The sequence below is a fragment of the Agrobacterium sp. 22-210-1 genome, assembly GCF_053522525.1.
Genome location: NZ_JBNWCI010000004.1, coordinates 365,476 through 377,616, shown reverse-complemented (window position 1 = coordinate 377,616; position 12,141 = coordinate 365,476). Strand labels below are relative to the sequence as shown.

Below are 12,141 nucleotides of genomic sequence, written 5' to 3'. Positions count from 1 at the left end.
TAGAGATTTAACAGAAATGGAGTCGAAGGGCCAGAATGGGCCTCCTTTATCTCCCGGCTGGCCCTGTTCCAGGAAACATGCAATAGGAACGGACAAGAGTTTCAGCCAGATTGGGGCGTCCAGCGCCCTTTATAGAGCCTAGAATTGGAGAACCCGTGCGCATTCTCGATGAAGCCGTCATTCCCGAGCTGCCGAATTACTACCGTGGCAAGGTGCGGGAAAACTACGATCTGCCTGACGGCAACCGCATCATCATATCCACCGACCGCCTCAGCGCATTCGACCGCATCCTTACGTCCATCCCTTATAAGGGACAGGTATTGACCCAGACGGCGCGCTACTGGTTCGAACAGACAAAGGACATCTGCCCCAACCATGTGGTCAGCTATCCCGATCCGAATGTCGTCATTGGCAAGAGGCTGGACATATTGCCGGTCGAGGTGGTGGTTCGCGGTTATCTGGCCGGCACCACCGGCACATCGATCCTTACCCTTTATAAGAAGGGTGAGCGGCAGATGTACGGCATGAGCCTGCCGGACGGGATGAAGGACAACCAGATTTTGCCCGAACCGGTCATCACGCCAACGAGTAAGGCCTTCGATGGCGGCCATGACGAACCGCTAACACCTGCAGAGATCGTCGAGAAGAAACTTCTGACGCAGGAGCAGTGGGACACGCTGTCTCGTTACGCACTGGCACTGTTCAAGCGCGGACAGGAGATTGCCGCAAAGCAGGGCCTCATTCTCGTCGACACGAAATATGAATTCGGCACGGATGAAAACGGCACGATCATTCTGGCTGACGAAATCCACACGCCGGATAGCAGCCGTTACTGGATGGCTGACAGCTATGAGGAAAGCTTCCGCAACGGCACGCGGCCGGCCAGCTTCGACAAGGATTTCGTCAGAGCCTGGGTTGCCGAACGTTGCGACCCCTATAAGGACGAGGTTCCCGAAATTCCGCAGGACCTCGTCTTGCAGACCTCGAAGGTCTATATTGATGCTTACGAACGCATCACCGGACAGAGTTTCGTTCCCGACGATAGCGGTGAGACGCCGCTTGCAAGAATACGCCGGAATCTGGAGCCCTTTTTCCCCGGAGTCTGACCGTGAGCAAAACAATAGAACAGGCGAGAAAGGTGGACAGGAAGAATGATCGTCCCGTCAAACGCCGACCTCGCCGTTCCGCCGAAGAAACGCGGCGGGACATTCTCACCAAAGCCGAAGAGCTTTTTCGCGAGCGTGGCTTCAATGCGGTGGCGATTGCCGATATCGCCGCAGCACTCGGCATGTCGCCCGCCAATGTCTTCAAGAATTTCAGTTCGAAGAACGCACTCGTCGACGCCATAGCTTTCGAGCAGATCGGGATCTTCGAAAGAGAGATTCGGCCGCTCGACGATGGCCACCCGCCGCTTGCCAGATTGCGCCACCTCGCCCGTACCCTGATGGAACAGCACCACCAGGACCTCAACGACAATCCCTATATATTCGAAATGATCCTGATGACGGCCAAGCAGGACATGAAGTGCGGCGACTATTATAAATCCGTCATCGCAAACCTGTTAGCCGACATTATCAGCGACGGTATCGACGCGAAGGTCTATGCGCCGGCGGATATTCCGCCGCTCGCGGAAACCGTGCTCCACGCGCTGACAAGCGTTATCCATCCCGTCCTCCTTGCACGGGAAGATATCGGCAATTTGGCAACACGTTGTGATCAACTCGTCGATTTAATCGACGCCGGATTGCGCAATCCGCTTGCTAAGTGACGATTCCCTATTTACGTCACCTTCTCGCAATTGCTTGCGAAGCGCCTAAGCCTGCGCTTCTATGCGCGTGGCGGTCCGGAATGAATGTGATGACGAAGGCCCCCAATAAGGCCTTTCCTGTCATACCTGCTCCTCCCGGACGCGCATCCGCCGAGCGACATTGCGCTTATAGTTGAATGCGATCGATACGCAGGGAAGAACAATGAGCCGACGTATTTTACCCCTATTTGCTTCTCTGTGTGTAACCGCGGTTCTTGCGGGATGCAGCGATGGCGGCGAGAGCAGCCAGACCGCCGGCCAGGGTGCCGAGCGCCCACCGTCGCCGGTCAGCATCATCGTGATGAAGACCAGCGAATATCCCTTGACCACCGTTCTTCCCGGCCGCGCCAGCGCGTTCCAGACGGCGGAAATCCGCCCGCGCGTTACCGGCATCATCCGCGAAATTCCCTTCAAGGAAGGCAGCGAAGTCAAGCAGGGCGATGTTCTCTACCAGATCGAGGACAACACCTATATGGCGGAAGTGGCGCAGGCCAAGGCCAGCGTGGCGAAGGCCGAAGCAAGCGTTCCGAGCGCCGAGGCAAACCTTGCCCGTTACGAGCGGCTGGTCAACAGCGGCGCAACCCAGATCGAATATGAAAACGCCAAGGTGACGCTGTTGCAGGCCCAGGCCGATGTGGCCCAGACCAAGGCGGCGCTGGAAACAGCTGAAATCAACCTCGATCTCACCAAAGTCCGCGCGCCCTTCGACGGCATTACCAGCGCGACTGCTTTCAGCATTGGCAACGTGGTCACGGCGAACCAGACAACGGCTTTGACGACGCTGCGCCGCATCGATCCCATCTATATCGACCTGATGGAATCCAGCATCAATCTCCTGCGCCTGAAAAAAGCGATCTCGTCGGGCCAGCTCGGCGGCGATACGAAGGAAACGGGTATTCACCTGACGCTGGAAGACGGCACAGAATATAAGCATGACGGCAAGATCGACATGTCGGACATGGCGGTGAGCGAAACCACGGGCACCTTCTCCATTCGCGCCCTCTTCGAGAACCCGGACGATCTGCTGCTTCCCGGCACCTATGTCCGCGCCACGCTGACCATCGGCAAGGAAAAGGGTTTCCGCATTCCGCAGCGCGCCGCAAGCCGCAACGCCAATGGCGAGCTGACGGCAAAGTTCGTGACGGCGGAAAACAAGGTGGAAACCCGCACCTTCCCCTCCAGCCAGCAGTCGGGCAACGCCTGGCTGGTGACGGAAAACGTCAAGGATGGCGACAAGCTCATCGTCGACGGCTTCCAGTGGATTGCCGATGGTGCGACGGTCGCACCGGTTGAAGTGACCATCGACGATCGCGGTATCGTCGTTATGCCGCAGCAAGCTCAGCCTGCCGCCGCCCCCTCGAAATAAACATGAGCACGACCCACCCCGCTCGAAGCTCGTAAAAGGTAAGGCAGGACTGCCATGGCCCATTTCTTCATCAGGCGCCCCGTTTTTGCATGGGTTATCGCCATCGTCATCATGCTGGGCGGCGCATTGGCAATTGCGACCCTCTCCATCTCGCAATATCCCGATATTGCGCCGACGACGGTACGCGTCAGCGCGACCTATAACGGCGCCAGCGCCGAAACCGTCGAGAAATCGGTGACAACCATCATCGAGGACGGCATGACCGGCCTCGACGACCTCACCTATATGACATCGTCATCCTCAACGGGCAGCGCCGAAGTGACGCTGACCTTCGGCAATACCATCCTGCCGGACATCGCGCAGGTTCAGGTGCAGAACAAGCTGCAGCTCGTCCAGTCGCAACTGCCCGACACCGTGCAGCAACAGGGTCTTCAGGTCAGCCGCTCCACATCGAGCATTCTGATGGTTGGCGCGCTGATCTCAACCGACGGCAAGCGCAACTCCGCCGATCTCGGCGACGTGTTCTCCTCGCGCGTCGAAGACCAGATCAAGCGCCTTGAAGGCGTGGGCAGCATCAACGTCTTCGGCTCCGAATATGCGATGCGTATCTGGCTGGATCCCTTCAAGCTCAACAAATACCAGCTGACCACGGCTGACGTGACCAGCGCCATCGAGAGCCAGAACACCCAGGTTTCCGTCGGTTCGCTTGGCGCCGTACCCGCCGTCAAGGGCCAGCAGCTCAATGTGACCGTGACGGCGCAGAGCCAGCTGACCACGGTTGCCGATTTCGAATCGGTCATCCTGAAAGTCGAGAAGGACGGCGCAACCGTTCGCCTCAGCGACGTCGCCCGCATCGAAATCGGCCAGGAAACCTATGGCGGCGATTCCCGCTCCAATGGTCGCCCGTCTGCCGGTTTCGCGGTCAACCTCGCCACCGGCGCCAACGCGCTCGACACGGCAGCACGCGTGAAGTCTGCACTTTCCGCCGTCGAAGGCTCGCTGCCGGAAGGCGTCGCGATCGAATATCCCTACGACACGACACCCTTCGTAAAGCTGTCGATCGAGAAAGTGGTGCACACGCTGATCGAGGCGATCATCCTCGTCTTCGTCGTGCTTCTGGTGTTCCTGCAGAACCTCAGAGCTACCTTCATTCCGATGATTGCGGTGCCCGTCGTGCTTCTCGGCACGTTCGGCGTGCTCGCGCTGACAGGATATTCGATTAATACGCTCACCATGTTCGCCATGGTTCTGGCAATCGGCCTTCTCGTCGATGACGCCATCGTCGTCGTCGAAAACGTCGAACGCATCATGTCGGAAGAGGGACTGTCGCCGGTCGAAGCAACCGAAAAGTCGATGGGCGAAATTACCGGTGCGATCATCGGCATCGCGCTCGTCCTGACTGCCGTTTTCATCCCGATGGCCTTCTTCGGCGGATCGACGGGCATCATCTACCGCCAGTTCTCGATCACCATCGTCTCGGCCATGCTGCTTTCGGCAGTGGTCGCCATCGTTCTGACGCCGGCGCTCTGCGCTACGATGCTGAAGCCGATCGACCATCACAAGAAGCAGCGCGGACCGGGAGCGTGGTTCAACCGCGGCTTCGGCAAGACGACAGACGGCTATGTTTCCTCCATCGGTTACCTGCTGAAGCGGCCCCTGCGTGTCATGATCCTCTTCGCGATAGTGATCGGCGGCTGCGCCTGGTTCTTTTCCAAATTGCCCAGCTCGTTCCTGCCGCAGGAAGACCAGGGCGTGCTTCTGACGATCATCCAGACGCCGACCGGTTCCAACATCGAGCGGACCAACGAGGTGGTGAAGCAGGTCGAAAACTACTTCCGCGAAAAAGAAGCCAACAATGTCGAATCAGTTTTCGGCGTGCTCGGCTTCAGCTTCGGCGGTTCGGGCCAGAACAACGCCATCGTCTTCACCAAGCTCAAGGATTTCGCCGAGAGAACCGCACCCGATCAGCACGCCGGCGCCATCGTGCAGCGCGCGATGGGCACTTTCTTCGGTTTCCGCGATGCGCAGGTGTTCCCGCTTCTGCCGCCGGCAATTCAGGGCATGGGCACATCGAGCGGTTTCTCGATGTATCTCGTGGATAGCGGCCGCAACGGCACCGAGGCACTGACCGCTTCTTCCAAGGAACTGATCGCGCTTGCCACCGGCAATCCGAAGATCAGCTCGCTTCGAAGCGACAGTCAGGACAATGAAACGCAGATGAAGATCATTCTCGACCAGGAAAAGATGGGGGCCATGGGCGTCGATCTCTCCTCCGTGAACCTCATGCTGTCGACGATCTTTGCCGGCCGGGATGTTAACGACTTCACCCTGAACGGCGAACTCAAGCCCGTTTATGTGCAGGGCGATGCGCCCTACCGCATGCAGCCGGATGATCTCAAATTCTGGTATGCCCGCAACACCAGCGGCGAGATGGTGCCTTTCTCCTCCTTCAGCGAGGTGAAATGGATCAACGCTCCGCCGTCTCTCGCCCGTTTCAACGGCACGGGCGCGATTTCGCTCGAAGGCACCGCCGGCGCCGGCGTTGCATCCGGTGACGCCATGGACGAAATGGAACGGCTGACGGCAAGCCTGCCGGGCGGTTACACCGTGGCGTGGCAGGGCATTTCCTACCAGGAACGCCTTTCCGGCTCGCAGGCGCCGATGCTCTACGCGCTGTCGGTGCTGATCGTGTTCCTTTGCCTTGCCGCCCTTTATGAAAGCTGGTCGATCCCCTTCTCGGTCATCATGGCCGTGCCGGTGGGCGTCCTCGGCGCATTGACCGCAGCACATTTCTTCGGCCAGTCGAACGACGTCTACTTCAAGGTGGGCCTGCTGACGACCATCGGCCTTGCCGCGAAAAACGCGATTCTGATCGTCGAATTCGCCAAGGAAAGGCAGGAACACGGGCTAACTCTGCTGGAAGCAACGCTGGAGGCAGCGAAACTTCGCCTGCGTCCGATCATCATGACATCGCTCGCCTTCATCCTCGGTGTCGTGCCTCTCGCAATCGCAACCGGAGCGGGTTCCGCCGCGCAAAATGCAATCGGTATCGGGGTGCTGGGTGGTATGCTTTCTGCAACACTCCTCGGAATTTTCTTCGTTCCGTCCTTTTTCGTCATCATTCGTCGCCTTTCAAGGCGTTAACAAAACAAAAATGGGCTGTGCCAACCGTTAATACGCTGCTAGAAATGTTGCCGATTTGGCTAATGCACGTTTCTACGGCATATCGACCGCGCAGCCCATTTGCCAGCAAGCCGCGCTCGGTAAGCCAACCAGAGAATTGGGAAAATTACATGCTGTCTATTCGCGCTACTCTTCCCCTGACAATGCTGCTGCTTTCAGGCTGCGTCGTCGGACCCGACCACAAGACGCCGGAAATCCAATTGCCGGGAAAGTTTGCGGAAGCCGGAAAAACCAGTAATGGCGACATCAGCAACGTTGCATGGTGGACGGCCTTTAACGACAACCGCCTGAACGGTTACGTTTCCACCGGCCTGGCGCAGAACCTCACCGTGATGCAGGCGATCGAGCGCATCAATCAGGCGCAGGCCCAGGTGATCGCGGAGGGCGCCGGCGGCCTGCCGAGCCTCACGGCGCAGGGTCAACACCAGATCAGCGAGACCAAGGGCAGCTACCGTGACACTCCCGTCACCAACGTGTCTTCCGGCGGCCTCAGCGTTTCCTGGTTCCTTGACCTCTTCGGCCGCTACCGCCGCGCAACCGAAAGCGCCAATGCATCGCTGGATGCCGCCTACTCCACGGTCGACGTTCAGCGCCTGACGCTGATTTCGGCCGTCGCCGCCGCCTATATCGACGTGCGCTACTATCAGGAACGTCTGGAGATCGCTCGCCAGAACCTGGGTTCGCGCCGCGAAACGCTTGACTTGACCAAGTTGCAGCTCGAAGCGGGTGCGGCCTCGCGCCTCGATGTCGTCCAGTCCGAAGGTCTGGTCAATTCCACGCTGTCGCAGATACCCGGCCTCGAAACCAGCTTCCGCAGGGCAGCACATCGCATCGCGACCCTGCTCGGCATGCCGGCCTCGTCGCTCATTACCGAACTGCAGAAGGGCGCACGCCAGCCCGTTGCGCGCGCAGTTCCCCGCACCGGTATCCCGGCCGACCTGATCCGCAACCGTCCTGACATCCGCGTCGCCGAACGCAATCTTGCCGCTGCGGTCGCCACGATCGGTGTAAGCGAGGCTCAACTTTATCCGAGCATCGAGCTTGGTGGCGCGATCACCCCGAGCTACAATTTCCTGAGTGGCGGCTCGAGAGGAACGGCCAACAGCTGGTCCTTCGGTCCAAGCCTCACTCTTCCGATCCTTGATGGCGGCAGGCTCCGCGCCAATGTCGACATCGCCAACTCACAGGCACGCGAGCAATATCTCGTCTGGAAGGCGACCGTTCTCACCGCCGTGGAAGAAGTCGAAAATGCTCTGGCCGCCATCAATCGCGACCAGCGTACCGTGGACGCGCTGAGAAAGACCGTCGCCTCCTACCAGGAAGCGCTGCAGCTCTCCACCGCCAGCTATCGCGATGGTGCATCGTCTCTGCTCGATGTTCTGGATGCCCAGCGCTCGGTCTCGGATGCGCAGGCAAACCTTGCCACGGCGATCCAGACGACCGCGCAGGATTATGTCTCGCTCAACGTGGCTCTCGGTGGCGGTTATGCCGTTGGCCAGCCTGCCCCGAAGAAGCCGGCTGGCCCAACCCGGACCGCCGCAAAGTCCATGTAAGAAAAGCCGCAAGGCAAACAAAAAGCCCGCGTCTCGACGCGGGCTTTTTGTTGTTCAGGACATAAATAAAAAAGCACCGGTCGCCCGGTGCTTTTGTTTAACCGGCCGTCAGGCTCAGTTCTTGGCGCGCTCGACGTAGGAATTGTCTTCCGTCGCGATGACCACGCGGATACCGGCATCGATATGCGGCGGCACCATGGTGCGGATACCGTTGGAGAGAATTGCCGGCTTGTAGGAAGAAGACGCCGTCTGGCCCTTCACGACCGGTTCCGTTTCCATGATTTCCAGCGTGACGTGGCGCGGCAGTTCGACGGACAGCGGATTGCCTTCGTGAATGGAAAGAACGCAGGTCATGCCTTCCTGCAGGTAGGCCTTCTGATCACCCATCGTATCCACGTCGACAACGACCTGATCGTAGTTTTCCGGGTTCATGAAGTGGAAGCCTTCGCCGTCTTCATAAAGGAACTGGAAGTTCAGGTCTTCAACGAAAGCGCGCTCGACCTGCTCGGTGGTGCGCCAGCGCTCGGAGACCTTCACGCCGTCAACGATGCGGCGCATGTCCACCTGCGTAACCGGCGTGCCCTTGCCTGGGTGGAAGTTCTGCGCGGTAAGAACGACGTAAAGCTTGCCGTCCACGTCGAGAACATTGCCCTTGCGGACGGATGAGGCGATAACCTTGACCATATGACTTCCTTGTAACTCGATGAAATGCGTCGTAAAGGACTGCGCGGCAGCACCGGCCCCGGCAGACATTTTGTCTTTTTTCTGGGGCGCAACTACCTTAAATCCGCGCGAATTGCCAGCCTTCTACAGCAATTCGCGGAAGAGTGCCTAGCGGTTTTCCGCCCGGAATTGCTTTAAATGACGCGATCAGGCGTTTTGCGGACTGTTTGGCCGCAATCGGACGCCGCAGAGAAGACGGAAACGAAGAAAAGATGCGCGCAAGCAACGAGACAATGTCGCCATGGTGGACGCCGGACGTCCACGCCGACCGCCGCGCTTTTCTCATTGGCCGCAATGCGATCCAGTCAGCATTTCGCAGCTATTTCGCCCACGCCGATTTTCTCGAAGTCGATACCGCCACATTGCAGATTTCTCCCGGCAACGAAGCCCATCTGCACGCTTTCGCCACTGAGGGCCTCACCCCGGCTGGCAACACCGTATCGCTCTATCTTCACACTTCGCCGGAATTCGCCTGCAAGAAGCTGCTCGCCGCCGGTGAAAAACGGATTTCCTGTTTCGCCCATGTTTACAGGAACCGCGAAAGAGGCCCCCTGCACCATCCGGAATTCACCATGCTGGAATGGTATCGGGTCGGCGAAACCTACGAGAGCCTGATGAAGGACAGCGCCGATCTTCTGGCGCTGGCCGCCGAAACCACGGGCACAAAAAACTTCACCTTTCGCGGCCGCAGCGTCGATCCTTTCCTGGAGCCGGAGCGTCTGAGCGTCGCCGAAGCCTTCGAGCGATATGCGCGAATTGACCTTCTGGCCACCATCAGCCGAAACGGCGAGACGGACGCGCGCCACCTTGCCGCCAGCCTCACCAATGCCGGCATCCGCGTCGCCGACGATGACACCTGGGCGGATATGTTCAGCCGCGTCATCGTCGAGCGGGTGGAGCCGGAGCTGGGTTTCGGCCGCGCCACCATTCTGGATGAATACCCGACCAGTGAAGCAGCCCTTGCCCGCAAGTCTGCGAAGGATGCGCGCGTGGCGGAGCGTTTCGAGCTTTATGCCTGCGGCGTGGAACTTGCCAACGCCTTCGGTGAATTGACCGACGCTGCCGAGCAGCGGCGGCGCTTCGAAATGGAAATGACCGAGAAGCAGCGGGTCTATGGCGAGACCTATCCGCTGGACGAGGATTTTCTGGCGGCTCTTGCCATCATGCCGCAAGCCAGCGGCATTGCGCTCGGTTTTGACAGGCTGGTAATGCTGGCAACCGGCGCTCCCCGTATCGATCTCGTCGTGTGGGCGCCCGTTGCGGAATATGGACGATGACAAGGCTTGAAACCATCAAGACACCCGAAGCACTCGTCGAAGCGGGGCTGGTCGAGGCCAGCGCGCTGGAGAGCCTGCGCGTCGTGACCCAGCGTTACGCGCTGGCGATCACGCCGGCCATTGCCGGGCTGGTGGATAGCGGCGATCCGAACGATCCGATCGCCAGGCAATTCGTCCCGGATCCAGCCGAACTCGTCCACCTTCCGGAAGAGCGGGACGATCCGATCGGCGACGAAGCCCACAGCCCGGTGCATGGCATCGTTCACCGTTATCCCGACCGGGTCCTATTGAAGGCGGTGCATGTCTGCCCGGTCTATTGCCGTTTCTGTTTCCGCCGCGAAATGGTCGGCCCGCAGGGCAACGGCATGATGAGCCCGGAGGAGCTGGACGCCGCATTTGACTACATAAATGCCAACCCGGCCATCTGGGAAGTCATCCTCACTGGCGGCGATCCGCTGGTGCTCTCGGCGCGGCGCCTGTCCGACCTGATGAAGCGGTTAAAAGACATACCGCATGTGAAGATCGTTCGCTTCCATACCCGCGTGCCGGTGGTCGATCCCGACCGCATCGACGCGGCGCTGATCGATGCACTGAAGGCAAGCGGCAAGACCACCTATGTTGCCCTGCACGCCAATCACGCGCGCGAACTCGGCGACGAAGCCAGAAGCGCCTGCGCGCGGCTGATTGATGCCGGCATAGCCATGGTCAGCCAGACGGTGCTTCTGAAGGGCGTCAATGACGACCCGGCAATTCTAGCGGAGCTGATGCGCGCCTTTGTTGAGACGCGCATCAAGCCCTATTACCTGCATCATCCCGATCTTGCCCCCGGCACCGGCCATTTCCGGCTGACGATCGAAGAGGGCCAGCGAATCGTTTCCGCTTTGCGGGGAAATCTCTCCGGTCTCTGCCAGCCGACCTATGTTCTCGACATACCCGGCGGCCACGGCAAGGCGGCAATTGGCAGAAATGCGGCCGAAAAAACCCGCGAGGGCTGTTATTCCATATCCGATTTCAACGGAAACGATCATATTTATCCGCCGCAGACAGCCGGCAGCAATTAAAAAAAACATAAAAAGCCCGCTGTGCCGGGCTTTTGCGAGCGGCCATCAACGAAAACAAAAATTTCACAATTCCGCCCCTCTCCTGTCATCATAAAGAAAAATATTCTACCTATAACAATCAGCATTGATTTTAGTGCAGGTCTGGATTATCAGTGTGTAACTGGAGAACGAGTCTCCTGATTCCGGGCCAACACCAATTACAGGGAGTGTGTCATGTCAAAATATATCAACATTAACGCAATCCTTGGTCTTGTGTCCTGGAATGCTGGATTTAAATCCACGTGTTCCCGCTGCTGTCGAATGTGACTTAACGGTCTCAATTTCCTGAAATTCAGTTCGACAACATGCTGTGAAGTAGCCACAGCGGGAGTATATCTATGCAAAAGCAAGTCATTGAATTCGCTGGCGAACCCGTCGGCATCGTCATACCGGACAACGACCGGTTGAAGTTCATCGCGGTGAAGTTCCACGTTCACGATCTGGACGAACAGAAGTTCGACAGCGCCGATGACGTGCGGATCGCAATCCGTGATCTCGTGCGCAACCGGAATCTGGCCGCGGCTTGATGCGGGAAAACTATCGCCCGCTCACAGAACCGTCAAAACCAGAGCGCGCCAAATATCGGACCTCAAATTGCGGGCCGATGGCGCGCTTTTATTTTGCATGACAATTCGTCTGCCGGTGTGACGCAGCCCATTCAGGGTGTATCAAAACACTCCGATCCGCTGATCTGAAAGCCCGGACAAGGCCTCCTCCCCAAAGATACACATCTCGATCCGATGAAGCGGCGTGGCGCCTCAGGGAGCCCGACCACCGCCTTCACAGCGATGATATCGATACGTGCATGAAGGCTTATCCGCGTCAGAACGCGGTGAAGGTCAGCGTCGTCAGCGAGCGGACGATCCCCGGAATATTGACGATGTTCTGGTTGATGAACTTGCCGATATCCTCTTCCTGCGGAAGATAGATTTTCAGCAGCAGATCATATTCGCCGCTGGTGGAATAAAGCTCGGAAACCAGTTCGGTTTTATAGATGGCGTCGGCGACATCATAAGTCTTGCCGGGCTCACATTGAAGCTGAACGAAAATGGGCTTCACGGACATCTCCCGTATTGGAACTTTCGGTGTGTGGCGTCTGGCGCCACACGTCATGGCGCACTATTGGCTGAGC

At 58.5% G+C, this 12,141-nt stretch carries 10 protein-coding genes; 8 read left to right on the top strand and 2 right to left on the bottom strand.

Translation table 11 applies throughout. The annotated features are described in order from the left end of the window. Positions 1-155: 155 nt before the first annotated feature. The 5 genes from ACQZ5F_RS23895 to ACQZ5F_RS23875 all read left to right on the top strand — a co-directional run bounded on the left by ACQZ5F_RS23895 (position 156) and on the right by ACQZ5F_RS23875 (position 7,909). The gene (locus tag ACQZ5F_RS23895; protein WP_046799464.1) at positions 156-1,106 is read left to right on the top strand and encodes a phosphoribosylaminoimidazolesuccinocarboxamide synthase; all 951 of its coding nucleotides are present in this window, start codon (positions 156-158) and stop codon (positions 1,104-1,106) included. 2 nt (positions 1,107-1,108) lie between these two features. Beyond that, on the top strand, positions 1,109-1,768 hold the full coding sequence (locus tag ACQZ5F_RS23890; RefSeq protein WP_046799465.1) for a TetR/AcrR family transcriptional regulator: 660 nt from the start codon (positions 1,109-1,111) through the stop codon (positions 1,766-1,768). A gap of 202 nt (positions 1,769-1,970) precedes the next feature. Further along, positions 1,971-3,173, top strand: a complete 1,203-nt coding sequence (locus ACQZ5F_RS23885; protein WP_046799466.1) for an efflux RND transporter periplasmic adaptor subunit — start codon at positions 1,971-1,973, stop codon at positions 3,171-3,173. A 54-nt stretch (positions 3,174-3,227) separates the two neighbouring features. After that, entirely contained in the window at positions 3,228-6,317 is a 3,090-nt protein-coding gene (locus tag ACQZ5F_RS23880) for an efflux RND transporter permease subunit (RefSeq protein WP_046799467.1), read from the top strand. 149 nt (positions 6,318-6,466) lie between these two features. Beyond that, positions 6,467-7,909 (top strand): efflux transporter outer membrane subunit, encoded by a 1,443-nt coding sequence (locus tag ACQZ5F_RS23875; RefSeq protein ID WP_052818812.1) that lies wholly within the window; start codon positions 6,467-6,469, stop codon positions 7,907-7,909. Between the two features lie 114 nt (positions 7,910-8,023). On the opposite strand, the gene efp is transcribed toward ACQZ5F_RS23875, so the two are convergent. Next, positions 8,024-8,593 (bottom strand): elongation factor P, encoded by a 570-nt coding sequence (efp, locus tag ACQZ5F_RS23870; RefSeq protein WP_046799469.1) that lies wholly within the window; start codon positions 8,591-8,593, stop codon positions 8,024-8,026. Positions 8,594-8,844: 251 nt separating this feature from the next. Here efp and epmA point away from each other — a divergent pair, with 251 nt between their 5' ends. From epmA to ACQZ5F_RS23855, 3 genes are all read left to right on the top strand, one after another. Next, positions 8,845-9,909: an EF-P lysine aminoacylase EpmA gene (epmA, locus tag ACQZ5F_RS23865; protein ID WP_448731110.1), complete on the top strand. Its 1,065-nt coding sequence runs from the start codon at positions 8,845-8,847 to the stop codon at positions 9,907-9,909. Continuing rightward, the gene (locus tag ACQZ5F_RS23860) at positions 9,906-10,970 is read left to right on the top strand and encodes a lysine-2,3-aminomutase-like protein (protein WP_448731109.1); all 1,065 of its coding nucleotides are present in this window, start codon (positions 9,906-9,908) and stop codon (positions 10,968-10,970) included. The genes epmA and ACQZ5F_RS23860 overlap by 4 nt, the downstream gene beginning before the upstream one ends. 377 nt (positions 10,971-11,347) lie before the next feature. Then, on the top strand, positions 11,348-11,536 hold the full coding sequence (locus ACQZ5F_RS23855) for a hypothetical protein (RefSeq protein ID WP_045019798.1): 189 nt from the start codon (positions 11,348-11,350) through the stop codon (positions 11,534-11,536). A 295-nt stretch (positions 11,537-11,831) separates the two neighbouring features. Here the strand turns inward: ACQZ5F_RS23855 and ACQZ5F_RS23850 are convergent, their stop codons facing one another. After that, on the bottom strand, positions 11,832-12,068 hold the full coding sequence (locus tag ACQZ5F_RS23850; RefSeq protein WP_003521320.1) for an Lrp/AsnC ligand binding domain-containing protein: 237 nt from the start codon (positions 12,066-12,068) through the stop codon (positions 11,832-11,834). Between the last annotated feature and the right edge of the window lie 73 nt (positions 12,069-12,141).

Coding starts and splice junctions, on each gene's coding strand:
- epmA (WP_448731110.1), top strand. CDS start 8,845: ATGCGCGCAAGCAACGAGACAATGTCGCCATGGTGGACGCCGGACGTC.
- ACQZ5F_RS23885 (WP_046799466.1), top strand. CDS start 1,971: ATGAGCCGACGTATTTTACCCCTATTTGCTTCTCTGTGTGTAACCGCG.
- ACQZ5F_RS23855 (WP_045019798.1), top strand. CDS start 11,348: ATGCAAAAGCAAGTCATTGAATTCGCTGGCGAACCCGTCGGCATCGTC.
- ACQZ5F_RS23860 (WP_448731109.1), top strand. CDS start 9,906: ATGACAAGGCTTGAAACCATCAAGACACCCGAAGCACTCGTCGAAGCG.
- ACQZ5F_RS23880 (WP_046799467.1), top strand. CDS start 3,228: ATGGCCCATTTCTTCATCAGGCGCCCCGTTTTTGCATGGGTTATCGCC.
- ACQZ5F_RS23875 (WP_052818812.1), top strand. CDS start 6,467: ATGCTGTCTATTCGCGCTACTCTTCCCCTGACAATGCTGCTGCTTTCA.
- efp (WP_046799469.1), bottom strand. CDS start 8,593: ATGGTCAAGGTTATCGCCTCATCCGTCCGCAAGGGCAATGTTCTCGAC.